This is a genomic window from Sphingomonas sp. GW821-FHT10F11, from assembly GCF_058809095.1.
In genome coordinates, this window is record NZ_JBXASH010000001.1 from 517,991 (window position 1) to 542,353 (window position 24,363).

Annotated in this window: 19 protein-coding genes; 6 read left to right on the plus strand and 13 right to left on the minus strand. The window is 65.8% G+C overall.

Going from position 1 to position 24,363, the window contains the following annotated elements; all coding sequences use genetic code 11:
• Positions 1-27: 27 nt before the first annotated feature.
• From addA to ahcY, 10 genes are all read right to left on the minus strand, one after another.
• The gene (gene addA, locus AC1RT8_RS02420; RefSeq protein WP_493074003.1) at positions 28-3,483 is read right to left on the minus strand and encodes a double-strand break repair helicase AddA; all 3,456 of its coding nucleotides are present in this window, start codon (positions 3,481-3,483) and stop codon (positions 28-30) included.
• Positions 3,464-6,433: a double-strand break repair protein AddB gene (addB, locus tag AC1RT8_RS02425; protein WP_493074004.1), complete on the minus strand. Its 2,970-nt coding sequence runs from the start codon at positions 6,431-6,433 to the stop codon at positions 3,464-3,466. Before addB ends, addA begins: the two co-directional genes overlap by 20 nt.
• Complete coding sequence (locus AC1RT8_RS02430; RefSeq protein WP_493074005.1) at positions 6,426-7,187, minus strand: nucleotidyltransferase family protein; 762 nt, start codon at positions 7,185-7,187, stop codon at positions 6,426-6,428. Before AC1RT8_RS02430 ends, addB begins: the two co-directional genes overlap by 8 nt.
• On the minus strand, positions 7,184-8,155 hold the full coding sequence (locus tag AC1RT8_RS02435) for an aminoglycoside phosphotransferase family protein (protein WP_493074663.1): 972 nt from the start codon (positions 8,153-8,155) through the stop codon (positions 7,184-7,186). Before AC1RT8_RS02435 ends, AC1RT8_RS02430 begins: the two co-directional genes overlap by 4 nt.
• Entirely contained in the window at positions 8,152-8,592 is a 441-nt protein-coding gene (gene tsaE, locus AC1RT8_RS02440; protein ID WP_493074006.1) for a tRNA (adenosine(37)-N6)-threonylcarbamoyltransferase complex ATPase subunit type 1 TsaE, read from the minus strand. Before tsaE ends, AC1RT8_RS02435 begins: the two co-directional genes overlap by 4 nt.
• Positions 8,593-8,595: 3 nt before the next feature.
• Positions 8,596-8,895 carry a CcdB family protein gene (locus tag AC1RT8_RS02445; RefSeq protein ID WP_493074007.1) on the minus strand — a complete coding sequence of 100 codons (300 nt, stop codon included), beginning with the start codon at positions 8,893-8,895 and terminating at the stop codon, positions 8,596-8,598.
• On the minus strand, positions 8,895-9,149 hold the full coding sequence (locus AC1RT8_RS02450) for a type II toxin-antitoxin system CcdA family antitoxin (RefSeq protein ID WP_493074008.1): 255 nt from the start codon (positions 9,147-9,149) through the stop codon (positions 8,895-8,897). Before AC1RT8_RS02450 ends, AC1RT8_RS02445 begins: the two co-directional genes overlap by 1 nt.
• Before the next feature lie 52 nt (positions 9,150-9,201).
• The gene (locus AC1RT8_RS02455) at positions 9,202-11,532 is read right to left on the minus strand and encodes a sensor histidine kinase (RefSeq protein ID WP_493074009.1); all 2,331 of its coding nucleotides are present in this window, start codon (positions 11,530-11,532) and stop codon (positions 9,202-9,204) included.
• A gap of 167 nt (positions 11,533-11,699) precedes the next feature.
• Positions 11,700-14,759, minus strand: coding sequence for a TonB-dependent receptor plug domain-containing protein (locus AC1RT8_RS02460; protein ID WP_493074010.1), 3,060 nt, complete (start codon positions 14,757-14,759; stop codon positions 11,700-11,702).
• A gap of 183 nt (positions 14,760-14,942) precedes the next feature.
• Positions 14,943-16,364 carry an adenosylhomocysteinase gene (ahcY, locus tag AC1RT8_RS02465; protein WP_493074011.1) on the minus strand — a complete coding sequence of 474 codons (1,422 nt, stop codon included), beginning with the start codon at positions 16,362-16,364 and terminating at the stop codon, positions 14,943-14,945.
• A 171-nt stretch (positions 16,365-16,535) separates the two neighbouring features.
• Here ahcY and AC1RT8_RS02470 point away from each other — a divergent pair, with 171 nt between their 5' ends.
• Positions 16,536-18,125, plus strand: a complete 1,590-nt coding sequence (locus AC1RT8_RS02470) for a hypothetical protein (protein ID WP_493074012.1) — start codon at positions 16,536-16,538, stop codon at positions 18,123-18,125.
• Between the two features lie 86 nt (positions 18,126-18,211).
• On the plus strand, positions 18,212-18,820 hold the full coding sequence (locus AC1RT8_RS02475; RefSeq protein WP_493074013.1) for a 2OG-Fe(II) oxygenase: 609 nt from the start codon (positions 18,212-18,214) through the stop codon (positions 18,818-18,820).
• A 35-nt stretch (positions 18,821-18,855) separates the two neighbouring features.
• On the opposite strand, the gene AC1RT8_RS02480 is transcribed toward AC1RT8_RS02475, so the two are convergent.
• The gene (locus AC1RT8_RS02480; protein WP_493074014.1) at positions 18,856-19,416 is read right to left on the minus strand and encodes a YqgE/AlgH family protein; all 561 of its coding nucleotides are present in this window, start codon (positions 19,414-19,416) and stop codon (positions 18,856-18,858) included.
• Positions 19,416-19,586, minus strand: a complete 171-nt coding sequence (locus AC1RT8_RS02485; protein ID WP_493074015.1) for a hypothetical protein — start codon at positions 19,584-19,586, stop codon at positions 19,416-19,418. The genes AC1RT8_RS02480 and AC1RT8_RS02485 overlap by 1 nt, the downstream gene beginning before the upstream one ends.
• On the opposite strand from AC1RT8_RS02485, the gene AC1RT8_RS02490 reads away from it, so the two are divergent.
• The 4 genes from AC1RT8_RS02490 to AC1RT8_RS02505 all read left to right on the plus strand — a co-directional run bounded on the left by AC1RT8_RS02490 (position 19,579) and on the right by AC1RT8_RS02505 (position 22,324).
• Complete coding sequence (locus AC1RT8_RS02490; RefSeq protein WP_372854678.1) at positions 19,579-20,058, plus strand: peroxiredoxin; 480 nt, start codon at positions 19,579-19,581, stop codon at positions 20,056-20,058. The genes AC1RT8_RS02485 and AC1RT8_RS02490 overlap by 8 nt on opposite strands.
• A gap of 118 nt (positions 20,059-20,176) precedes the next feature.
• On the plus strand, positions 20,177-20,401 hold the full coding sequence (locus AC1RT8_RS02495) for a hypothetical protein (protein WP_493074016.1): 225 nt from the start codon (positions 20,177-20,179) through the stop codon (positions 20,399-20,401).
• 92 nt (positions 20,402-20,493) lie between these two features.
• On the plus strand, positions 20,494-21,933 hold the full coding sequence (locus AC1RT8_RS02500; protein WP_493074017.1) for an AMP nucleosidase: 1,440 nt from the start codon (positions 20,494-20,496) through the stop codon (positions 21,931-21,933).
• A 58-nt stretch (positions 21,934-21,991) separates the two neighbouring features.
• On the plus strand, positions 21,992-22,324 hold the full coding sequence (locus AC1RT8_RS02505; RefSeq protein WP_493074018.1) for a hypothetical protein: 333 nt from the start codon (positions 21,992-21,994) through the stop codon (positions 22,322-22,324).
• 219 nt (positions 22,325-22,543) lie between these two features.
• Here the strand turns inward: AC1RT8_RS02505 and AC1RT8_RS02510 are convergent, their stop codons facing one another.
• Positions 22,544-24,355: a M2 family metallopeptidase gene (locus AC1RT8_RS02510; protein ID WP_493074019.1), complete on the minus strand. Its 1,812-nt coding sequence runs from the start codon at positions 24,353-24,355 to the stop codon at positions 22,544-22,546.
• Positions 24,356-24,363: the final 8 nt, after the last annotated feature.

Here is a 24,363-nt window from a genome sequence, read left to right on the forward strand (position 1 = left end):
GCAATCTAGGGAGCCCGGCCCAAGCACTCAAGCCGGCAGGTCGTAGCTTTGTTGCGCGGGTGCATAGCCGGGCTTGTGCCGTGCGAGGAAGCTGTCCGGCACGCTCAGCAGCTTTGGCCCATTGGTGTAGAGCAAGGCAGCCTCGATCGTACGGCCGGGGAAGATCACCCCGAGCGCATCGACATAGGCCGCCATCTGCCGCGCGTGATAAGGCGGAATCTCTTCGGGCGTCAGCGGGATCTGGCGGCCCGTCTTGAAATCGACCACCTGGATCCGCTCGGGCGTCACGCGCAGCCGATCGACCGTGCCCGACACCACGACACCGTCGCCGATCACCGCCGCGATCGGTGCCTCCGCCAGCGAGTCCGGCCCGAACAGGGCGGCGAAGCGCGCATCCTCGAGAACCCCGAGCACCGTCCGTGCGATATCCGTCCGCGCATCGGGGTCGGCAACGCCTCCGACCCGCTCCAGCCAGCGATCCGCTGCAGCCTTGCGCTCTTCAGGCGCCACGGCCGGCAAACGTTCGAACAGCGCATGGATCAGCTTGCCGCGTTCGGCGGCAACCCGCATCGCCGGAGAGGGGGGCGGATCGGCCACCGCGTCCTCGCCCAGCGACGACGGCGAAAGCGGACGTGGAGGACGGGCTTCGACGGGCGCAGGCTGCTGTGTCCAGTCGGGGAGCCTTGTCTCATCCTCTGATTCCGCCGCCTTCCTGCCCGACACCGGTACCGCCCGTTGCGGCACGATCCCGGTGAAGCTCCGCGCCTCCGGAGAGGGCGGCACCTCAAGCGCGGTCATGGCGCGATCGGCGGCGGCGTACCAGCTCGACGGCGGTGGCTCGCCCTTGGCCAGCGGACCCAGCGCCCCCGCGATCACCAGCCGCTCCTCCGCGCGCGTCGCCGCGACGTAGAAGAGTCGCCAATGCTCCTCCAGTTCGCGCTGCGCATCGGCATCGAGCACCTCGCCGAGCGGCCCGCCGCGTTCGCTCGCGCGCGGCCGGAAGATCGGCAACGCGTTCGCCATACCCTCAGGCGTCCAGTTTAGGGTCGAGCGCGGCGACTTCGTCGGGTCGACCGCTGCGTCGGCCAGGATCACCAGCGGCGCCTGCAGGCCCTTGGCGCCGTGCGCGGTCATCACCCGCACGGCATCGAGCGGCGCGGAAGGGTCGCGTTTGATGTCGACATCGCCGCGATCGAACCAGTCGAGGAAGCGCTGCAGCGACGGAGTCCCGAGCGATTCGAAATCGAGCGCCGCGTTGAGCAGTTCCTCGATCGGATCGCGCGCTTCCTGCCCCAGCCGGCGGATCAGCTTGCGCCGCCCGTCGAGCGGGCCGGACAGCATCTCTTCCAGGAATTGATAGGGCGTGGCGATATCCGCCCGGTCGAGCATATTGTACAGCGGATCGAGCGCCTCGCGCGGCTGGGTGCGCGACAAATGCCGCCACAGGCTGCCGGACTCGCGCGGCGCCGCTTCCATCAGCTTTTCCTGGCTCCAGCCGATCAGCGGCGAGACGAGCAGGCTGGCTAGCGACAGGTCATCCCCGGGCTGAAGCACGAACCGGATCGCGGCGAGCAGGTCCTGCACCGCGAGCGGCGCGTTGAGCCGGAGCCGGTCGACGCCCGCGACCGGCACATCCTCGGCATAGAGCCGCGCGACGATCAGCGAGGCCAGTTCGCCGCGCCTTTTGACCAGGATCATGACATCCTCGGGGCGCAAAGTGCGGCCCTTGCTCTCAAGCACCAGCGTGCCGATCCATGCCTTGATCTGCTTCGCGATCCGGCTGGCGAGTTCGCGGGTGGAATCGGCGATCCAGCCTTCCTCATCCTCCTCGCTGCCGCCGGCGATGGTCAGCGGCCAGAGCGTGACCGTGCCAGGGCCTTCCACTTCGCTGGCATGAGGCTCGCGCAGGGCGATGGCGCCCATGCCGGGCTCCGGAATCGTTTCCAACGCGGCGTCGACAAACTCGAGAACGGGTTTGGTGGAGCGGAAAGAATGAGTCAGCGACAATCGGTCAAAACGAAGCCCACGATCCTCAGGCGCAGTGTCTTCATCACCCTGCGTCTCTTCCGCCATCCTGCTGAACCGCAGCTCATAGGCAGCAAAATGGGCGGGGTCAGTGCCCTGAAAACCGAAGATCGCCTGCTTGTAGTCACCGACGGTGAACAGGGTGCGCGACTTGGGAGAGTAGAGTCCTTGCCCGGTAAAGAACTCGTCTGCCAACGTCCGGATGATCTCCCATTGGTCCGGATTGGTGTCCTGCGCTTCATCGATCAGGATATGCTCGGTCACCTGGTCGAGCTTGTAGCGCACCCATTCACCCATGCCCGGCTGGCGGAGCAGGTCGATCGTGGCTTTGATCAGGTCATCGAAATCGACCCCGCCCACCCGGCGCTTCGCCCGTTTATAGCCGGCAGCATAGTCGCGCCCGACGTCGAGTGCGTCGGCGAGCAGGTCAGCGTAAACCGCACGAACTCTGAGATCGAGCAACTCGGCGCACCAGCCGTAAAGCCCGCCCGCCAGCTCGGCATAATCCTCTTCCTGTGGCGCCTGCCCCTTGCCGAAAGAGCGCATGTCGCCATCCGCCTTGGCCCAGACCTTGTGGATATCCGCAAGCGAGGCAGCACGTTCCGCGACCGGCTTTTCCAGCCAGCCATAGATGATCCCGGCCCGCTCGATCCCACTCTTGGTGCCCCAGCCGCTGTTCATGCCGCCGATCGCGTCGAGCGCTTCGTGATCCACCGCATCGTCGCCGCATGCGCTGAGGATCACACTCTCGATGTCGCCGGTCGGCAGGTCAAGCGCGCGGCGGATGCGAGGCCGCAGCCCATCGCCGAGCGGCAATTCCTCCATCGCGGCCGGCGCGCGGGCGCAGGCGCGCAGGAAATTCTCCGCCTCGCCCTCGCCGAGCCGCACGCTCAGTCGCCCGATAGTGTCGATCGGCTTGAGCCGCCCGTCGCGATCCGCATCGACCAGCATCTCGGCCAGCGCCTCGCGCGCCAGTACCGCCTCCTCGCGCCCTTCGAGCGGCCGGAAACCGGGCACCAGCCCCGCCTCGACCGGAAAGGCAGCGAGCAGCCCCTGGCAGAAGCTGTGGATCGTCTGAATACGAAGCCCGCCGCCTGGCGCGTCGAGCACCTTGGCGAACAGCGTGCGGGCATAGGCGATACGGCGCGGATCGAGATGATCCTCGCCCAGCGCGTACAAATCCTTCTTCAGGTCGTTCTCGGGCATGCGTACCCAGGCGGCGAGCCGGGCGCTGATCCGCCCCGCCATTTCCGCCGCACCTGCCTTGGTGAAGGTCAAACACAGGATCGCGCCCGGATCGACGCCGCGCAGCAACAGGCGGAACACGCGCGCCGTCAGCACCTGCGTTTTGCCGGTGCCCGCCGAGGCCGACAGCCAGACATGCGCATCGGGCGCGCTCGCAGCGGCCTGGTTGCCTTTCAGGTGTGGAAGGGGCCGGTTATCCCCGCTCACGGCCATACCATTCGTCGCGGCGCATCAGCTGGTCATATTCGGCATAAGGCGCATATTCGGGGTGGAGCTTCGCGGTGAACGCCTCGCTGCCGGTCAGCCAGGCAGCGACCGCTTCGGTGAAATGATGCGCGGCCAATGCGGGAAAATCCTCCGGGCGCACCTTGTCACCCTTGCCCGCAGGATCCGTCGGCGTCGTGATATAGCCGAAACTGTCGTTGCGCTTGCCCAGCGACCAATATTCGAAGCCCCGCGCCTCGCCCCGAATGCCATCGAACCCGCCACGTTCGGCGATGAGCCCGAGCAGCCCGAGCTGAAGGCTGAACCCGGCACGCACCGAGGCCGGCGATGGCGCCTTGCCGGTCTTGTAGTCGATCACCGCGAGCGTCCCGTCGGGCAGCCGGTCGATCCGGTCGAACTTGCCGGTCAGGGTCACGCCGGCAATGTCGATCCTGCCTTCGCGCTCGACCGCCAGCACCTGCCGACCAAGCGCCGATCCGCGCGCGATTTCCGCCGCGATCCAGTCAATCGCTTCCTTGAGCCTTGGCTGCCAGAGTGCCCGCATCATTGGCGAGGTACGCGGATCATGCAGCATCGCCTCAACGAGATCACGCAACGCCTCAGGAGTGGGTCCGTCGAGCTTCGCCCAACGCTCAAGAACGTCATGCACCGCCGTGCCACGCCATGCCGCGCTGGGATCGGCATCGACCGGATCGAGCGCCATCAGTCGCAAGATTCGCTTGGCGTAGAAGGCGTAAGGGTCGGCCTTCAGCCGGTCGACATCGGTGACGGCAATCCGCTTCGGCCGCAGGATGGCGGCGGGCGACGGCGCGGGCTGGTCGGCCGGGTCATGCGTGTCCGGGCGGTCGAGCGCCCGGGTCCAGCGTTCCAGTGTCCGAGCGCGCTCGAAGCGCTCGCCCGCCAGTGCCTGCAACCGCAGCCAGAAGCGCGAGGCGATGGCCGGCTGGCTCGCATCGCGACGCGCTCGGGTGATCAAGGCCTGCGGCGCGCCCAGCGCGCCGGCCAGATCGTGCGCCGAGACGCCGACGCGTCGTTCGAGGCCTGGCAAGCCAAGCTCGGCACGGATGCGCGGCGCCAGCCATGGGTCGGGCGCTGGCTGGCCGGGCCAGGTACCTTCGTTCAGCCCGCCAAGGATCATCAGGTCGGCGGTCTGCAACCGCGCTTCGATCAGGCCGTAGATCGCCAGGCGCGGATGCCCGCCCTGCGGCGGGCGAACCGCAGCCTCGTCCATCAGCGTCTTGAGCAACGGTGCGAGACTGGCGGGCTCGACGCTTGCCGGACCAGCATCGGCTTCCGCTTCAAGATCGGCGAGCAGTTCGGAAGCGGCGCGCCCGGCCGGGCCACCCCACAGCGTATCGCCGCACAGTGCCTGCGCCGCCTCGCGAAGCGCGGCGACCAGCGTAGCCAAAGGCTGCGCACCACCCTCGAACACGGCTTCGATGGGCGACAACAATGCGCGGGTCTCAGGCCACCAGGCGGCCGCCTCACCGAACAACCGCCGCTCTCGCTCCGACGGATTGGTGAGATGATCGTCGATCCCGGTCAGTCCCGCCCCCGGTCGCGGTCCGCGCAGCACTCGGTCGAGCGCACGCGTGCCCTCCAGCCACGCACCACGCCCCTCACCGAAACGCACTAGCGGATGCTTGAGCAGAGTCAGCAGCGCGAGCGGTGCAAAACGCTGTGTGGCAGCCTCGGCCAGCGCGGTGAGCAAGGTGCCGGAAGGCAGGATCGACAATGGCCGACCAGCGGAATCGTCGATCTCGATCCCCCAGCGCGCCGCATGCGCCGCCACTCGGCGCGCGAGCCCGCGATCCGGCGTCACCAGCGCCGCGGTACGGCCCGGCATCTCAAGCACTTCGCGCAATGCCAGCGCGATCGCCTGCGCCTCTTCGGCCGGCGTCGCCAGTTCGGCGGCGGCGATGCCCGACAGGCGGCGATCTTCCGCCTCGAGCCCGGTCCATTTGCCGGTGAATTCGGCCGGGGCGAGCGCATTGGCGATGGCGCGCCCCCGTGCGGCCGTGGCGTCATGCCCGCCACCGTCGCGCCAAGGGAGGAATTCGTCGCGGTTCACGCCCATCCGTTTGAGCAACAGTTTCAGATGGAATTGCGGATGAGTCTCGATCGATCGCCGGCGGAATCCGGTGACGGGATCAGGCTCGTGCGGGCCGAGCGCCTGCCATTCCTCCTCATCCATGCCGGTCGCCAGATCGGCCAGCACTACCATGCCCTGCGGCAGCTCAGATACGCGCCGCAGCAGCAACCCCACCGCTGGCGCTGAATCGGTGATGCCCGCGGCGCAGACGAAGTCCTGTGGCGGAGCCTGCTTCCACCGTGCCGCCAGCCGGCGCAGCAATCGCCCGCGCCGGTCCGCGAGGTCGATCCTGCCCAGCCGCTTCAGTTCGTCCGGCCAGCGATCCAGCACGATCCCGAACAGCGCCAGCGCCCCGCGCCAATGGTCCGACAGCTCCTCGCTCAATTCGAGTTCGCGCAGCCTGGCCGGCGCCACTTCCTCGATCAGTAGCTGGTCGAGAGTCCGCGCCAGATCGCCAGCCAGCCGCACGGCCTCAGCCGCATCGACCGGCTGACCGGTTCGCGCGCGCTCCTCGGTCACCAGCCGCGCCAGGATCATCCGGCGCTGGAGCGGCGGTACCGCAGGCGGGACCGGATCATTGTCGTCAGCCGGATCGAGCGCCGCGCCGGTTGCCTCGTCCAGTTCGCCGATCGAAACCAGCCGGGGGAGCAGCAGCCCGCCCTCGCTGGCGCGCACGAACGCGTCGGTCATCGCCCGCTTGGCGCGATTGTTGGGCAGCAGCACCAGCCCGCGCGCGAGCCCGAGCGGTTCCCCGCCGAAGCGCCGGATCAGCCCGGCGGCGAGCGCGTCGGCGAATGCCCGGTGCGCAGGGATGGTGAAGAGTGCCGGTTTGACGGCCTCAGCCATCAGCGAGGATCGCCTCGGTCTGTCCTATCGCGGCCGGCGTGCCGACATCGAACCACAGGCCCTGATGGACCAGGCCGTAAGCGCGGCCCGCCGCGATCGCGCGTTCCCAGAAGATCATGGTCGAGAACGGCCCCTCCGGCCAGTCCTGGATTACGCGCGGCGACAATATCTGCACGCCGGTATAGACGAACGGCGCGGGCCGCCCGGGCTGGCGGCGCTTGGTGATGCGGCCGTCGGGCGCGAGGTGGAAATCGCCCTGCCCCCCATGGTTATACGCCCTGGCGAACGGCACCATCAGCAGCAGCGCGTCCATCGTCGTGTCGTCCCACCGCGCGGCGAGCAGCCGGATCGCATCCGCCGGCCCATCGATCCACAGATTGTCGCTGTTGACGACGAGGAACGGCTTGTCCCCGATCAGGTCGCGCGCCTGGACGATGCCGCCGCCGGTCTCCATCAGCCTGCCGCGCTCATCGGAGACAGCGATTTCAATGCCTTTTACCCGATTCATCAGATGCGCTTCGAGCGCATCGGCGAGATAATGGACATTGACCACCGCCCGCTTCACGCCAGCGCTGCGCAGCCGGTTGAAGACATGATCGATCAGCGGCCTGCCCGCCACCTCGACCAGCGGCTTGGGGCGCGTCGCAGTCAGCGGGCGCATGCGCTTGCCGAGTCCGGCCGCCATCACCATCGCGGTTTCCGGCACGTCGCCACCGGGATCGGGGCGAATCGCAAGGGTGCGCTTGGTCGTCATTGGCCGGAAATCACCATCGGGTCACCGCGCATGCCGGCAGGGATATTGGCATCGAACCACGCCTTGACCGGCGCCAGCGCCGGGTGTGCGAGGTCGCGCTCGAGATAGCGCCAGACGCGCGGGCATAGCGCCGAATAGCGCAGCTTGCCGTCGCGCTTCCACAGGCGGGTGAAGATACCGACGATCTTCGCGTTCCGCTGCGCGCCAAGGACATGATAGGCGATATCGAAATCCTCCCCGGCGCCGGTGATATGCTTGTACCGCGCGAGCATGACGCTTTCGAGCGCCGGATCCACATCGCGCCGCGCATCCTGCAGCAGCGAGACGAGATCGTAGGCGGGGTGGCCGGCCAGCGCATCCTGGAAGTCGAGCAGGCCGAGCGTGTCGGTCCCGCCGATCAGCATCAGGTTCTCGGCATGATAGTCGCGCAGCACCGTCACGACCGGCCCGGCGAGCGCTGCGTCGAACACCTGGTCCCATGCCGCGTCATAACCCGCCTGATCGGCCTCGATGCCGACCGCCGGGCAATACCATTCGGTCAGCAGGTTGGCCTCGCGGTGCAGCACCGGACGATCATAGGGCGCCAGCGGCCCCGCCTCATGCTTGTGCAACGCGATCAGGATGTCGATCGCCGCTTCGTACAGGCCGGTCGCACGGCCGGCCTGCTCATCGACCGTCTCGCGCATCCGGATGTCACCGAAATCATCGAGCAGGACGAGGCCCCGATCGAGGTCGACGCCATGGATCGCCGGCGCCGCGAACCCGCGCTCACCCAGCCAGCGCGCAATCTCGATAAAGGGCCGCGGGTCCTCTTGCGGCGGCGGCGCATCCATCAGGATCGCACTGCGGTCGCCGGCGACGACGCGGAAATAGCGGCGGAACGAGGCGTCGCCCGCCACGGGCAGGATCTCCGCCCCTTCCCAGCCATTCGCCGCGAGGAAATCGGCCGCGGCGGCCGGCGGAATCATATCTGCTGCCATCGCGCCCTCCAAGCCGCCGGCACCCCCGCTGTCAAGGCGCGGGTGCCGTCGGGCTCGATCGTCAGGCTCAGCGCCAGCGCCTCGGGCCACAGACCGGGCGCGCGTTCGGGCCATTCGACGATCAGCAGCGAATCGGACAGCGCTTCGTCGAGCCCAAGTTCCTCGATCTCGTCGGGGTCCTCGATCCGGTAGAGATCGATATGGAGAACCGGAAACCGCACCTCTGGCGGCGCATAGGGCTGCACGATCGCGAAGCTCGGCGACGGCGCTTCGCCCTCCAACCCGAGTGCCGCGAGCAGCCCGCGCGCGATGCTTGTCTTTCCCGCGCCAAGCGGACCGGTCAGTGTGACTATGTCGCCGGGTCCGGCGAACTCGGCGAGGCGTGCGCCAAGAGCCTCGGACGCGGCAGGGTCAGCCAGTCTCATCGGTCAATAACCGATCAGAAGCATGTCGATGGCATTCATGATGGCGGACTGCTCATCGGCTAGTGATGTGACGCGCTGACCGATTGAACGGACCGGGATGGTAGCAGCCGACTGAGTCGCCATGATCATTGTTTGCCCGCCAACCTCGAATGTCGGATTCAGCCGCGCAAACGTCCTGCGGAACATGATAGCCGGCAACAATGGCACGACGAAGCGGCTGTCCAGTTCGTCCAGCACATCCGCCTGGCAATCAAGCAGCAATTCGTCGCCATCCTTCGGACGATAGACGTCGAAGCGCGCCATCAGAATTGACGGAAACGCTCAAGCGGCAGCCCATGTTCTGCGACATAAGCGTTCCACTCGGCAGTCGCCTCGCGATTCTCTTCCTTCCAGCGCCGTCCACGCTCCTCGGAGATTTGTTTCGCCAGCCCCTCCTCGCAAGCGCGCGAAATGTTGATGCCCAGTTCCCTGGCATCCTCGATCATCGCAGCATCAAGCGAGACATTGGTTGGCCGCCTGAACGGCGCCTTTGCTTCACGGACGGTCGATCGCGCCATGGCACCTCCAGTCTATGCGCATATACTATGCGCATAATCATGCACGTTCAAGCTAGCGTCGCGGCAGTTTGACGGTGATGAAGGTCCCCTCGCCCGGTTCCGACACCAGATCGATCGTGCCGCCATGCGCCTCGACGAACTGCTTGGCGAGCGGCAGGCCAAGCCCCAGCGACCGCTCCCCGCCCCGCGTCACGCCGGGCTCGGCGAAGCGATCGAACGCATGGGCGACGGCCTGGCGTGTCATGCCCACTCCATCGTCCGACACCACGATCCGGGCGGCCGCCGCGGTGCCATCGACATGGAGCAGAATGCGCCCACCCTGTTCGGTGCCGCCCACCGCGTGGCGCAGGAGGTGCTCGACGACCTGGCGCAGGCGCTTCGCATCGCCCTTCATACTGCCGGTCGAGGGCAATATCTCGACCGCGAAATCCAGCTTCTTGCGTGCCGCCAGCGGCTGGATCGCATCAGCCGCCTCACGCGCCACGATATCCAGATCGACTTCGAGCGACTCCAGCGCCGGGGTGCGCCCCTCATTCTGGGTGAGATCGAGCACCTCGTCGACGAAGAAGCCGAGCCGTTCGACCGATTCGAGGATTGCTGCGACATAGCCGTGCGCATCCTTGCTCAGCTTGCCGGCATAGCCCTCCGACAGCATCTCGGCGAAGCCGCTGATCGAGGTGATCGGGGTGCGCAGCTCATAACTCATATTGGCGACAAAGGCGGTCTTGATCCGGTCGGCTGCCTCCAGCGCTTCGTTGCGGTCACGCAGCGCGCGCTGGATCCGGCGGCTGTCGGAAATGTCGAGCATCGTGAACAGCCCGTTGCCGTCGGGCAGCGGCACCGCGGCCAGTTCGAAGAAGCGTCCGTCAGCGAATTCGAGTTCGCCGCCGCGCTGCTGCCGCTCGACCGTCGCCGCGCGCACCAGATCGCCGATCAGCGTGGCGCGCCCGGGCTTGGCGAGTTGGCGCGCCGCCGCATCCGCCAGCGCGTCGACGCCCGGATGGCTGGTCAGGAACTCCTCCTCGAAACCCCATAGAGCGCGGAACTTGTTGTTCCACAGCTGCAGCCGCCCGTCCGCCGCGAACACGCCCAGCGCCTCGTAGAGATTGTCGAAAGTCGCGGTGCGCACGCGCAGCAGCGTGTCGCGCGCGCTGGCGAGCTGGACCTGCTCGGTCCGGTCCTCGAAGATCAGCAGCAGCCCGCCATCGGGCAGAGGCTGCGCCACGACGCGCAGATGCACGCCGCCGGGCAGATGCCATTGTTCCTCGATTGCGCCGCCCGCCTCCAGGAACCAGTCGCGCCGCTCAGCCTTCCAGCCCGGGAAGTCGCGCACCTCGGGCAAGCGGTTCGCCTCGCGCATCCGTTCGAGCACGCGATCGAACTCCGGCCGGTCGGCCAGCCACTCGCTCTTCATCGCGAACAGCCGGCGGAAAGGCTGGTTGCAAAAGGCGAGCGTGCGATCGGGCGCGAACTGGACGACGCCCGCTGAAAGCCGGTCGAGCATCGCGCGCTGCGCGTCGGCGAAACGTTTGATGCCGCTGCGCGCCTGCTCCAGTTCCTCGATATCGACCGCGAAACCCGCCACGCCGCCGGTCGGCAAGGGCACGTCATAGACGCGCAGCATCCGGCGCATGGTGCGGATCGTCGCCGGCATGGTCTGCATCTGCGGCTTGCCCGTGTCGCGCGCGATGACCGCGCTCGCCAGCGGCCCGCCAATGCCCGATCCCTCGACCAGCTCCACGCCGCGCCGGATCACGTCGGCGGCATCGGGCGCCTCGACCGCCTCGACATAGGCGGAATTGACCATCGCGAGGCGCAGATCGGGGCCGCGATACCACATTGGCAGCGGCGCCGCCTCGATCAACCCGGTCAGCGCTTCGAACGCGTCGAGCGCTTCCGCCCGTTCCTCGCCGAGCCGGGCGATCTCGGCCTCGCTATCGGTCGCATCGAACACCCACAGCACCACCCCGCCCGGCGCCTGCAGGTCGCGCGGCGCCCGTTGCCCCTTGATCATCAGCGCACGCGAGGATCCCCGCGCGCGGATTGCCCGCGAGAAGGTCCGTCCAGCCTTTTGCGCCGCGGCGACATCGGCGGCGATCGCGCGCGCATCTTCGGGCGTGAGACCGCCGTCCCGCCCCGCCAGATCGTCGAGATAGCGCGGCGGCGGCGACAGACCGAGCCAGTCCGCCAGCCGATCGGGCAGCTCGAGCCGGCCATCCGCCCGCACGATCATCGCGAGCGCGGGCGCGGAACCGATCAGCGCCTCGAGCCTCAGATTCGCCCCAAGGACTTCCGCCGCATCGCGGCGCGCCTTCAATCCTAGATACAGCAGCCAGACGGCCGCGCCGACGAACAGCGCCAGGACGGCGCCGACAATGACCATGGAAAGCGCGCTATCGTGCACGTCGTCCCTCGCGCGACTGCGCCTTGCCTGTGCCGCCCGAATTCATGTTCGATCCTTAGGGCAATCCGCCGACAATAAGGAAGCGTCCGCACCACAAAAAAGGCCCGGTCGTCGACCGGGCCTTTTCGCGCCTGGGTTTCGAACGATCAGAACTTGGGCAGGTTCACCTTCACGCCGGCATAGAGGAACCGCCCGACCGAGCTTACCGGATAGGTGTTGGTGCCGATATCCGGCTTCTGCCCGAACACATTGTTCACGCCCGCGTAGAATTGCATGCCGCCTTTCACATCGACGCTCGCGAAGATGTCGTGCTGCCAATGCTGCTTCAGATAGACATATTCCGGAGCGACGATGTCGGTGTTCGTCGCCATCTCCTGGTTGGTGTAGCGCAGCGTCTTGTCGAACCACAGCAAGCCGTAGTTCACCGTGAACGCGCCGAGCTTCCACGTCAGGTCGGCATTGACGGTATATTTCGGCGAAAAGGCCTCCCCGCGCTGATTGGTGACCGGAGCGCCGGGCGAGCTGATAAACTCCAGACGGTCAAGATAGTTGGCCATGACATTCAGATTGAAGGTGCCGACCTTTGCCGTCTCCACCCGGTAGCTTACATTGACGTCCAGGCCCGCCGTGCGGAACTGCGCGACGTTGAACGGTCGCAATGTGAAGTCCACGATGTTGCCCGCATCCGCCGTGCCCGCCGCGCCGTTCTGGCGAACGATGCCCGCGCAATATTGGTTGGCGAGCGTGGGCTGATCGACACAGAGCCCGGCCAGTTCGGACGCCGTCGCGGTGTTGATCGCACCCTTCAGCTTGATGTCGTACCAGTCTGCCCGGATCGACAGGCCCGGCACGAAGCGCGGCTGCAGGATCACGCCCGCCGTCCAGGTGGTCGCCTCTTCCTCGCTCAGATTGGGATTGCCGCCTTGGAGGCCGGGGATGTTGGTGGACCGGAAATCGCGATAGGTGCCCGGATCCGTCACGCCCAATGAGGTCAGCAGCGCCTGACAATTCGCCGCGCGATACTGCGTGCCGTTTTGGATCTGGTTGGTGTTGCAGGGATCGGTGATGAAGTTGAACGTCTGGGACTGGCCGGCGAACAGCTCACCGATGTTCGGGGCGCGAACCGCCTTGGAATAGGTGCCCGTAAAGGTGATGTCCCGTACGGGCGCCCAGGAGCCATCGACCTTCCAGGTCGTGGTGTTGCCGATCGTCGAATAATCGGAGAAGCGGACCGCCGCACCAACCTCAAGCCGATGGGCGAAGGGCAGGTCCTTCAGCAGCGGCGCACGCAGCTCACCGAACCCTTCCTTGACCTCATATTTGCCCGCGTCGTTCGACAGGGAATTGGTGAAGGTAAGCCCCTGCGCGGCGAGCGGGTCAGCGGTGAAGCTGCTCGTTTCCCGCCGATACTCGCCACCGATCGCGAACCCGACCGGGCCGCCGGGCAGCGAGAAGAACTGCCCGAAATCGCCCGAGATCGACCCGGAGATCACCTGTTGCTCGAGCCGGGCGCGATCGACAGTGTTCGCCCGGATGAAGTCGAGCGCCGCCTGGGAGGGCGCGCCTTCGCCGAACAGGTTCAGCGGCACGCACTGGCCGGGCTGGAACGTCGTCGGCGCGAAGACGCCGCGCGTATAATTATAGGGCTGATCCGGCGTCCAGCTGGGATCCAGGTTCACCCGGCAGGTCGGCTGGCCATTGGCCGGATTGGTCACGACATCGATCGCGGCGTAGTAACGATCATCCAGGATGTCGTTGACATATTTGCTTTTGATGTCGGTACGCCCCCAGGTGTACGACAGCTCGTAATTGGCATGCTCGCTGATCTCGCCGCGCGCACCGACGACGAAACGGTAGGTCTGCCGGGTGACGTCCTCACCGCGCTGTCCGAAGTCGAAATTGTCGCGATTGATCAGCAAGGGGCAATTTTCAACGCCAGGCGTACCTGGGTCATCGCATGCACCAGCCGCGTTGGATGCGTTGAAAGCCGACAGGATTGCCCCCGGGATATAGGGGTTATCCGGCTGGATATTGAGATAATAGTCAAAGGTCGGCTGAGCGAGCGAGAAGCTGCGGATATTCGCGTATTTCCCTTCGGCAAACAGCGTCAGTGCGGGCGCTACGTCGAAATGCGTGATCGCATTGACCACGTGCCGCCTGATCTGGGGCAACAGATCGTTGCCATAGTCCGAAACAAGTGTCGCATTGCCGCCTTGCTGATAGAAATCCGGCACGAAGGTGCCCGGGTCGAACGGGACGATTCCGCCGCCCGTCCCGACAAAATAGTCCGGAAAACCGTCGAAATTGATATCGACGCCGCCCTGTCGGTTGGTATCGAAATAGCGGATGTTGTTGAGCGGGATATTGTCGGGAATCCCATTGTCGGCAGGGCCGGTATAGCCGCCCTGGTTTTCGGGATCGTCAGGATTGAGATAGAAGGCGACCCTGTTCGTGCCGGAAAGGCTCTTGCGATCCTTGGTCTGGAGCCGATCTTCCTCGCCATATTCATAGGCGATCGCGAAATTGCCGCGACCTTCGGCGAAATTCTTGCCCGCGGTCACCGAAATGAAGCGCTTGCCGGCGTCGCCATATTCGGAGATCCCGGCCTGGGCGTGCGCCGAGATGCCCTCGAAATTCTTCTTCGTGATGAAATTGACCACACCGGTGACGCCGTCGGCGCCGTAGATCGCCGAGGCACCCCCCGTCAGGATCTCCACGCGCTCGACCAGGTCGTTCGGTATCGTGTTGATGTCGATCGCCTGGCTGCCCGGAAGGGCCGCGACATGGCGACGGCCATCGACCAGGACGAGCGTGCGCTCCGTCCCCAGATTGCGCAGGTTCAGCAGGTTGAGGCCGGTCGCCCCGATGCCCGCTTGGTCACCCGAATTGTCAGCCGAGGTGGAGGAACCCTGCAGGGCAGGATAGCCGGTCAGGAAATCGGTCAGGTTGGTCGAGCCCGATTGCTGGATCTGGGCCGCACTGATCGAGAGAACCGGGTTCGGCGTGTCGAAATCGGGACGGCGGATACGCGACCCTGTGACAACAACGTCATTTTCGCCTTCATCCGGCGCATCGGCGGCGACGCTTTCCTGCGGATCCGGCGGCGTCTGCGCCAGAGCGGGCGACGACAGGCTGGCGAGGGACAGGGCGAAAAGCGAAGCGGTGAGCGAAAGGCCGGCACCACGCTGATGCGTGCGAATTGACATGGGAACCCCTTTGTCTTTTGCCCCCCGGCCCCTTCAAATCATGACAAATTGTTCAGATAGGCAACCCCATGGCGGGGGCAGTTCGCGACTTTCGCGTTACTATGTTGCAACCTTGCAACAAAAAGGCCGCGCCGGCCCAGAAGGCAAGCGCGGCCAGTTTTCAACGAATGAATGCTTGATGTCTCAGTAACGATAATGATCAGGCTTGTACGGACCTTCGACCGGCACGCCGATATAGCTCGCCTGTTTCTCGGTCAGCTTGGACAGCTTCACGCCCAGCTTCTCAAGGTGAAGCGCCGCGACCTTCTCGTCGAGATGCTTCGGCAGGACGTACACGTCGTTCTTGTAGTTCTCGCCCCTGGTCCACAGCTCGATCTGAGCGAGCGTCTGGTTGGTGAAGGAGGACGACATCACGAACGACGGGTGACCGGTCGCGCAGCCCAGGTTCACCAGGCGGCCCTTGGCCAGCACGATGATCTGCTTGCCGTCCGGGAACTTCACCAGGTCGGTGCCCGGCTTCACTTCGGTCCACTCGTAATTGCTCAGCGCCGCGATCTGAATCTCGCTGTCGAAATGGCCGATGTTGCAGACGATCGCCATCGGCTTCATCGCCTTCATGTGATCGGCGGTGATCACGTCGGCATTGCCGGTCGCGGTGCAGAAGATGTCGGCGCGGGTCACCGCTTCTTCCATCGTCACGACCTCGAAGCCCTCCATCGCCGCCTGCAGTGCGCAGATCGGGTCGATCTCGGTCACGAGAACGCGCGCGCCGCCGTTGCGCAGCGATTGGGCCGAGCCCTTGCCGACGTCACCGAAACCGGCAACCGCGGCAACCTTGCCGGCGAGCATCACGTCGGTGGCGCGACGGATCGCGTCGACCAGCGATTCCTTGCAGCCATAGAGATTGTCGAACTTCGACTTGGTCACGCTGTCGTTGACGTTGATCGCCGGGAAGGGCAGTTCGCCTTTCTTCGCGATCTCATACAGACGGTGGACGCCGGTGGTGGTCTCTTCCGAAACGCCCTTCAGGTTCTTAACGGTCTCGGTCAGGTAACCCGGATATTTCGCCACGAACGCCTTCAGCGCGCGCTGGAACTCGACTTCCTCGTCATTCTCCGGCTCGCCCAGCGTGTGGCCGGCCTCGAGCTTCGCACCCCACAGCGCGAACATGGTCGCATCGCCGCCATCGTCGAGGATGATGTTGGCGGTTGTGCCGTCAGTGCCGGCGCCCCAGTTGAAGATGTCGCCGACATAGTCCCAATAATCGGCCAGGCTCTCGCCCTTCACGGCGAACACCGGCACGCCGGTCGCGGCGATCGCGGCGGCGGCATGGTCCTGGGTCGAGAAGATGTTGCAGGTCGCCCAGCGGACATCGGCGCCGAGCGCGGTCAGCGTCTCGATCAGCACCGCGGTCTGGATCGTCATATGCAGCGATCCGGTGATGCGCGCGCCCTTCAGCGGCTGCGATGCGCCGAACTCCTCGCGGAGCGACATGAGGCCGGGCATTTCGGTCTCGGCAATGTTGATTTCCTTGCGGCCGAATTCGGCGAGCTCGATGTCTGCGATGACATAGTCTTGGCGTTCGGCGGCGAGTGCGGTGGCCACGTAATAGTCTCCGGAATTGGGAATTGGATGGGCGGCACATAGGGCCTCGCCGCCCTCAAATCAAATATAAAGATGTCTTTATATGTGGGCCTTTCGGTCGCGGCCCGCCGGTTGACACGGTTTCGAACGACTGCCAGTCCACGGGCGGTAAACGGTCTTTGGGGGGATGCCGTGAAGTTTTCGTCGCGCCTGCGTCATGGCCTTGCGATCATGGCGATCTTCATTCTGCCGTCGAACCAGGCCGCCAGCGCCGCGCCGCTCCAGGCAGCCGAGGAGAAAGCAGGTTCGCTCTACGTCCAGTGCGACGGCATGCCCAACAATATGAGCACCGGCGAAAGCGCCGCACGCCTGCTCGGTGCGGTCACCTTGCTCGCTCTGCTTGCGCCGCCGCCGGAAAGCCCCGACGCGTCGAAGCGCAAGTTCGGCGCGGAGGGCGTCGCCGCCTGTACCGCGATCCTCGATGGCGAAAAGAAGGAAGGCAATGTCTCCCGCCGCATCGGCCTGATCCTTGCTCGCGCGATCCATCAGATAGAGCAGAAATCCTATGACGCGGCGATCGCCGATGCCGGCCTCGCCCGCACCGAAGCGACAACCGCAGGCCTGATGGCCGATCCCTATTATGCCCGCTCGCAGGGGCGCGCCTTCGACCTGATCGAATCCGCCGCCCTGTACCGGCTGGGACGCCCGGCGGAGGCGCGCGACGCGGCGCTGCGCGGCACGGCCTCGGTCAAGCACAGCTTCCTCAGCCTGATGAGCGCGCCCGACTATCTCGACTCGGTCAAGGCCGGCTCCGAGACGGAAGAGCATTATCTGACGTGGCGGACGCGCACGGCGGCCACCACCGCCGCCGGCGAGGCCAATCGGCTCGAGGAGCTGGGCCGCTTCGCCGACGCCGCTCGCCTTCGCGACGGGCTGGTCGATTATGACCGCTCCAGCACGCCGGACCTGGTCAGCTCGACCTGGCTTGCCAGAGCCGCCGTCTCGCATGCGCTTGCCGGCGACAAGGCGCGGGCGGCCGAGCGCGCCGCCGCCGCCAGGGCGAATTTCGACAAGCGCACGGCGGACGGGAAACCCGAGAGCAACGCCGCCGAATATGTCGAGTTGATGGATCTTTACGGCATCGTCGACATGGCCAATGCCGGCGACCTGAAGGGTGCGCGCCGGCTGTTCGCCGCACGGTCGCAATGGGTGGCTGCCTCCTTCGGCAGCGTGCTCGAAGTGACCCGGCGCCTGCGCACCGGCGCCGCGCCGGACGAGATGATCGGCGGCCTCGCAAAGGACGCCGACCAGATGTGGAAGGAACGCTCCGAGGCCAGGATCGCCGAGCGGATCGCCAAGGACAAGGACAACAAGACCCTCTTCAACCTCATCCCACGGCTTGTGCCGGCCGCCAGCTATGAGGCCGCGTCGAAGAATGTCTGGCAGGCTGAAAAGTCGAAGCTCCTGCTCAAGGTCAAGAAAGAACCGACCAACACCTCGAAGCTCGAGACCCTGTTCCAGTACGGCATCGATCCGGTGACCGCGCTCGAGGCCTATACGCTCCACGCGGCGTTGCTGGCCAAGACGCGCGGACAGCAGGGCTTCGTGATCATGCCGGTGTTCACCCGGGAGATCCTCGCCGCCTGGATCTTGACCGGCAATAGCGGCGATCCCGGCCTGCCCGCTGCACTGTTCAACAATGCCGACGAGGTGATCGCCGACCTGTCGCCGATCATTCCCGATCCGGTCGCCCTGAAGGCGCGCCGGGCGGCAAAGCGCTGATCGGCGGCATGCGTCGTGACAGGCGCGCCCGGTCCCGGCATATCCTTATCCATGGAACTGATCGATACCGGGCGTGAGGTCCCCGCATGAGCGGCAATGCGCCCGTCTTCATCCGGCACGACTTTCTCGACGACGCGACGGCGGACGCCCTGCTCGACCATGCCATTGCCCACCGGGAAGCGTTCCAGTCGACGCGTATCGGCATCCAGGATCGCGCGCGCGAGGATCCGCAAAACCGCATCTCGGTCGCCACGCGCGATCTCGGCCCGTTCAAGCCGCTCCTGAACGACAGGGTGGCGGGCGGCGTGCCGGAGATGCTGGCGGCCCTGGCGATGACGCCGATCAGCGTCGCGAAGATCGAGATCGAGCTGGTCGCGCATGGCGACGGCGCCTTCTACGGCCGCCACATCGATCTCAACCCGCATCGCCAGGCGGAGACGATCCGGGCGCTCAGCGGCGTCTATTATTTCCACGCGCGGCCCCGCGCGTTCAGCGGCGGCCAGTTGCGGCTCTATCCGTCAGCGACCGGCGCGACCGACAGGTTCATCGACGTCGATCCCGAACACAACAGCCTCGCCGTCTTCCCCTCCTGGGTGACCCATGAGGTCATGCCGGTGCGCTGTCCCACCGACCGGTTCGAGGATTCGCGCTTCTCGGTGAATTGCTGGGTCCACGTCCTGCGCAAGCCGCGCTGATCGCGCCTGCCGTAGGAAGCGACCGGCGTGCGGAGTCAGGCCGTTCCGGTGCTGGTCGCCAGCAGGCGCGGGTCGATCCCCGCCTCGGCGAATCCGAGTTCCCAGCGCGTCGCAGCTTCGGTGTCGTAGAGCAGCTCGATATCGCCCTGCACGTTGAACCAGCCATGCCGGGTCAGCTCCTCGTCGAGCTGCCCCTCGCCCCAGCCGGCATAGCCCAAAGCGACCAGCCAGCGGCTCGGCCCCGATCCGTCGGCGATCGCCTTCAGCGCGTCGATCGTGCCCGACAGCGCCCAGCGGCCGGCGACGTCGATCGTGTCCTGCCCGCTCCAGTCGTTGGAATGCAGTACGAAGCCGCGACGCTGCTCGACCGGGCCGCCCGAATGGACCGGCGCGTCGGGCGCTGCGCCCGGATCGATGCCGAACTGCGCCAGCACCTCATGCAGCCCCAGCCCGCGAATCGTCTGGCCGATCCCGATGCCGATCGCGCCCTTCGGATCATGCGCGCAGATCGCGATGACCGCGCGCTCGAAGCGCGGATCGCCGATTCCGGGCATGGCGAGCAGAAGCTGCCCCGTGAGATTCGCCGCTTTATCCATCATCCGCCATCATAGCGCAGCCATCCGCGCTCGCCACGCTTGAAATCCGAACGCGCCTGCACGAGGTAGGCTCCGTCGCAGTCCTGCGGCATCAGAACCCCGCCGCGGTTCAGCGGCAAAACGACAACAACGCGCCCAAGGCGGCTCCAGGAGGATTCCAACATGACCATCAGCGTCGGCGATCGGCTGCCCAGCACCACTCTCGTCAAGGCGACGGCGAACGGCCCCGAGCAGGTCAGCTCGGACGAGTATTTCGCTGGCCGCAAGGTCGCCCTGTTCTCCGTGCCCGGCGCCTTCACGCCGACCTGTTCGGCCAAGCACCTGCCCGGCTATCTGGACAAGGCCGAAGATCTGAAAGCCAAGGGCATCGACGAGATCGCCTGCACCGCGGTCAACGATCCGTTCGTGATGGGTGCCTGGAGCAAGGCGAACGACGCCGATGCGGTGACGATGCTCGCGGACGGCAACGGCACCTTTGCGGAAGCCGTCGGCCTGACCATGGACGGCTCGAAGTTCGGGCTCGGCAAGCGTGGCCAGCGTTACTCGATGGTCGTCAATGACGGCGTTGTCGAGCAGCTCAATGTCGAGGCTCCGGGCGAATTCAATGTCTCCTCGGCTGAGCACATGCTAAACGAACTCTGAGGTCTGAGACTCGGGTCGCAACTCGGCGGGACGCGGGCGGGCAACGATCCGCCTCCCCGCCGGGAACTCGCAAGCCAGTTCCCCCGTTCCGGGGCCGCGATCGACCATGGAGGCATAAATGACCGACGAGACCAACACCCCCGCTGTAAAGACCGAGGAGAAATCCTTCTTCGAACGCGCTCAGGACGCGATCGAGTCAGCGGTCGAATCGACCGTCGAAGCAGTGAAGGAGCATCCTGCGGCAGCCGCCGCGATTGCGGCCGGCGCGACCGCAGCCGTCGCCGGTGCGGCTTACGGCATCAGCAAGCTGCTCGACGATGACGACGACGACGCCAAATCCTGATCTGATATGAACGGGGCGCCCTCACCGGCGCCCCGTTTCCTGTTTCCTGCGGCCGTCTTGCCAGAGTCATGCGCGTGCTTTAGCCACGGAGGATGACGACTGCCTCCGATATCGTCGCCCAGCTCGATACCCTCTACCGTGCATCGGTCGAGCGGCTGCAGGCGGCCCTTACAGCCTATCTTGCCGACGGTTCGGTTCCCTCGCGCGATGCGCGCCATGACGGCAGCTTCGCCTATCCGGAGATCAGGTTGCGCTATCGCGGCGTCAATGATCGTCCGACCCCGCTTCGCTCCTTTGGTCGTCTCGTCACGCCGGGCGAATACCGCATCAGCGTCACCAAGCCGTCGATCTTCGCCGATTACCTGACCGAGCAGCTTACCCTGCTCATCGAGGATTATGACGTGCTGGTCGAGGCAGTGCCCGGCCGGCAGGAAATCCCCTTCCCTTATGTGCTCGATGCCGGGCACGCGATGAGCCTCGATGAGGTCTCGGCGCTCGAACTGGCGCGCCATTTCCCGGCGACCGAGCTTGCCTATATCGGCGACGAGATTGCCGACGGCCTCTACGCCGATGCAGACGGCACGCGGCCACTTGCCCTGTTCGACGGGTTGCGTACCGATTTCTCGCTCGCGCGCCTGCGCCACTATACCGGCACCCCGCCCGAGCATGTCCAGCGCTATGTGCTGTTCACCAACTATCACCGTTATGTCGACGAGTTCGTCCGTTGGGCCTGCGCGCAGCTTGGCGAAGGCAGCCGCTTCACCGGCGTGTCGGGCGCGGGCGGCACGATGATGCGCGCCGGCGACGATGTCGAGGCGATGCTGGCCGACAGCAGCGCGTGGCGGCGCCACCAGATGCCGGCCTATCATCTGATGGCGGACGACCGCACCGGCATCACCCTCGTCAATATCGGCGTCGGCCCGTCCAACGCGAAGACGATCACAGATCACCTCGCGGTGGTCCGTCCCGAAGCGTGGATGATGATCGGCCATTGCGGCGGCCTGCGCCCGAGCCAGCGCATCGGCGACTATGTGCTCGCGCACGCCTATCTGCGCGACGATCATGTGCTCGACGACGTGCTGCCCCCGGAAATCCCGGTGCCCGCCATCGCCGAAGTCCAGCTCGCGCTCGCCCGCGCCGCCGAGACGGTTTCGGGCCAGTCGGGCGAGGAGTTGAAGCGCCGCCTGCGCACCGGCACGATCGTGACCACCGATGACCGCAACTGGGAGTTGCGCTATGCCCGCTCGGCGCTGCGTTTCTCGCTGTCGCGCGCGGTCGGCATCGACATGGAATCCGCAACCATCGCCGCGCAGGGCTATCGCTTCCGTGTGCCTTACGGCACCCTGCTTTGCGTGTCGGACAAACCGCTCCACGGCGAGCTCAAGCTGCCCGGCCAGGCCAACCGCTTCTATGAGCGCGCGATCAGCGAACATATGCGCATCGGCATCCAGGCCTGTGAGGAATTGCGCCGCGAGGGTGCCAAGCTTCACTCCCGCAAATTGCGCGCGTTCAACGAGCCACCTTTCCGCTGAGCGGAAACCCTGCGCGTCTCGTGCGTTACGGCTGCTCAATATTCTTGAGGAGCATGTGATGGCTACCGCCGCAAAGAAGCCGACCGCACCGCGCAAACCCGCTGCGGCCCGCAAGCCCGTAGCGCGCAAGGCGCCGGTGCGCGCCAAGGACGGCACCTTCACCAGGAAGTCGGCCAGCCATTGGGGCACGGCCGCGATCGTCGGCGGCGTCGCCGCGGTCGGCGCTGCCGCTACCGCCGCGCTCTACGTCTTCCGTGACCGGATCCCGACCGACCTGGACTCGCTGCTGCACCGCGATGGTGCGCATCAGGCCGACGGCACGGATTCCTCGGCCTCGTTCGAAGCACGGATCGCCGACGAAGGCACGATCCCCAACCGCATCGTGGCTTAACCACTTCCCTTCGGAAGTTTTGGCGGGCGCCGGGTCGAAATGCCCCCCGGGCATTTCTAAAACATGCCGGGGGCATGTTTTACCGGGCGACCGACAAAACTGGTGGCGCGAAGCGCCGGATGAGGGTGACTATGGATGGCGCTGACCCCGAGCGTCACCCTCACCCTTCCGTCGCTTCGCTCCTCCCTCCCTCTCCCGCCAGGAGAGGGATTCCGGAACTCACCAGCCGGTCGGCTTGCCCTTGTTCTGCTCGTCGAGCCATGCCTTCAACGGCGCGAAATATTCGACCATTGCTTCGCCCGACATCTCGCGGCTGCCGGTGAACGCTTCGAGCGCATCGGGCCAGGGCTTGGACTGCCCCAGTTCCAGCATCGCGTTCAACTTCGCGCCGACTTCCTTGTTGCCGTAGAAGGAGCAGCGATGCAGCGGGCCCTTCCAGCCGGCCTGGTCGCACGCCGCCTTGTAGAATTGGAACTGCAGCAGCCGCGCCAGGAAATAGCGGGTGTAGGGCACGCTTGCCGGGACGTGATATTTCGCGCCGGGATCGAACTTTGTCTCGTCGCGTGCGACCGGGGGCGCGATGCCTTGATATTGCAGCCGGAGCGCATTCCATGACGCCTCGTATCCGCCCGGCTTGATCGATCCCGAGAACACGCCCCAGCGCCATTTGTCGATCAGCAGGCCGAACGGCAGGAAGGCCACCTTGTCCATCGCCTGCTTCAACAACAGGCCGATATCCTTGTCTGCGCTCGGCACCTTGGTCTGGTCGAGCAACCCGATCTGGACGAGATAATCGGGCGTAATCGACAGCGCGACGAAGTCGCCGATCGCCTCATGGAACCCGTCATTCGCGCCGTTGAGGTAGAGAAAAGGCTGCTTGTTATAGGCGCGCTGGTAATAATTATGCCCCAGCTCGTGATGGATCGTGACGAAGTCGTCGCCGTTCACCTTGGTGCACATCTTGATGCGCAGATCGTCCTTGTTGTCGACGTCCCAGGCCGAGGCGTGGCAGATCACTTCGCGATCGGCCGGTTTGGTGATCTGCGAGCGGGTCCAGAACGTCTCGGGCAACGGATCGAAGCCGAGCGAGGAATAGAAGCCCTCGCCGGTCTTCACCATCTTGACCGGATCATAGCCCTTTTCCTTGAGCAGCTCTCCGGTGTCGAAACCGAGATCGCCGGCGCCCTTCGGCGCGACGAGATCGTAGATATTGCCCCATTCCTGCGCCCACATATTGCCGAGCAGGTCGGCGCGGATCGGGCCGGTCTTCGCCTGCACCGCATCGCCATATTTCTCGTTGAGCTTCCAGCGGACATAGGTGTGCAGCGACTGGTAGAGCGGCTCAACCTGCTTCCAGAGCGTGTCGGTCATCTTCGCGAAGGCGGCCGGATCCATGTCGTACCCCGAGCGCCACAGCGCGCCGGTGTCCTTGTAACCGAGCCCAACCGCCCCCTCATTGGCGATCGCGACCATGCGCTGATAATCGCCGCGCATCGGCGCGCCGACATTGTCGTGCCAGCTGACCCACATCTCCTTCAGCTTGGCGGGGTCGCGCTCGGTGCCCATCGCGGCCTCGATGTCGCTGCCGTTGATCGGCTTGCCGTCGAGCGTCCCCTTGCCCTTGCCATAGGAGGAGGACATGCCCGTCACCAGCGTCTGCAACGTGTCGGCCGCGCCGGGCCGGGTCGGCGCCGGCAGGGTGATGGCGTTGCGCATCAGGTCGAGCTTGCGCCGCGTATCGGGCGAGAGCCCCGCGACCTTGTCGTACTTCGCCGCTTCCAGCGCGGCCTTCACCTGAAGCTCGGTCTGCTCCGCATTGACGCGCGAGGCGATCGCGTCGGTGTCGTCGGTGATGTAGGTCGCGTTGACCCATTGGACCTGGTTCGCGTTGATCGAGAAGTCAGCGAGTTCCTTCTCGGTCTTCGCGACGAAGGCGTCGGCATCGGCAGCGGTAAGCTTGGTCTGGGCGAGCGCCGGCGTCGCGGCGAGCGACAAGGCCAGGGCAAGCGTCGAAATTCCAGTGCGGATCATGCGAAAGG

Coding starts and splice junctions, on each gene's coding strand:
- addA (WP_493074003.1), bottom strand. CDS start 3,483: ATGGCCGTGAGCGGGGATAACCGGCCCCTTCCACACCTGAAAGGCAAC.
- addB (WP_493074004.1), bottom strand. CDS start 6,433: ATGGCTGAGGCCGTCAAACCGGCACTCTTCACCATCCCTGCGCACCGG.
- AC1RT8_RS02430 (WP_493074005.1), bottom strand. CDS start 7,187: ATGACGACCAAGCGCACCCTTGCGATTCGCCCCGATCCCGGTGGCGAC.
- AC1RT8_RS02435 (WP_493074663.1), bottom strand. CDS start 8,155: ATGATTCCGCCGGCCGCCGCGGCCGATTTCCTCGCGGCGAATGGCTGG.
- tsaE (WP_493074006.1), bottom strand. CDS start 8,592: ATGAGACTGGCTGACCCTGCCGCGTCCGAGGCTCTTGGCGCACGCCTC.
- AC1RT8_RS02445 (WP_493074007.1), bottom strand. CDS start 8,895: ATGGCGCGCTTCGACGTCTATCGTCCGAAGGATGGCGACGAATTGCTG.
- AC1RT8_RS02450 (WP_493074008.1), bottom strand. CDS start 9,149: ATGGCGCGATCGACCGTCCGTGAAGCAAAGGCGCCGTTCAGGCGGCCA.
- AC1RT8_RS02455 (WP_493074009.1), bottom strand. CDS start 11,532: ATGGTCATTGTCGGCGCCGTCCTGGCGCTGTTCGTCGGCGCGGCCGTC.
- AC1RT8_RS02460 (WP_493074010.1), bottom strand. CDS start 14,759: ATGTCAATTCGCACGCATCAGCGTGGTGCCGGCCTTTCGCTCACCGCT.
- AC1RT8_RS02475 (WP_493074013.1), top strand. CDS start 18,212: ATGAGCGGCAATGCGCCCGTCTTCATCCGGCACGACTTTCTCGACGAC.
- AC1RT8_RS02480 (WP_493074014.1), bottom strand. CDS start 19,416: ATGGATAAAGCGGCGAATCTCACGGGGCAGCTTCTGCTCGCCATGCCC.
- AC1RT8_RS02490 (WP_372854678.1), top strand. CDS start 19,579: ATGACCATCAGCGTCGGCGATCGGCTGCCCAGCACCACTCTCGTCAAG.
- AC1RT8_RS02485 (WP_493074015.1), bottom strand. CDS start 19,586: ATGGTCATGTTGGAATCCTCCTGGAGCCGCCTTGGGCGCGTTGTTGTC.
- AC1RT8_RS02495 (WP_493074016.1), top strand. CDS start 20,177: ATGACCGACGAGACCAACACCCCCGCTGTAAAGACCGAGGAGAAATCC.
- AC1RT8_RS02500 (WP_493074017.1), top strand. CDS start 20,494: ATGACGACTGCCTCCGATATCGTCGCCCAGCTCGATACCCTCTACCGT.
- AC1RT8_RS02505 (WP_493074018.1), top strand. CDS start 21,992: ATGGCTACCGCCGCAAAGAAGCCGACCGCACCGCGCAAACCCGCTGCG.
- AC1RT8_RS02510 (WP_493074019.1), bottom strand. CDS start 24,355: ATGATCCGCACTGGAATTTCGACGCTTGCCCTGGCCTTGTCGCTCGCC.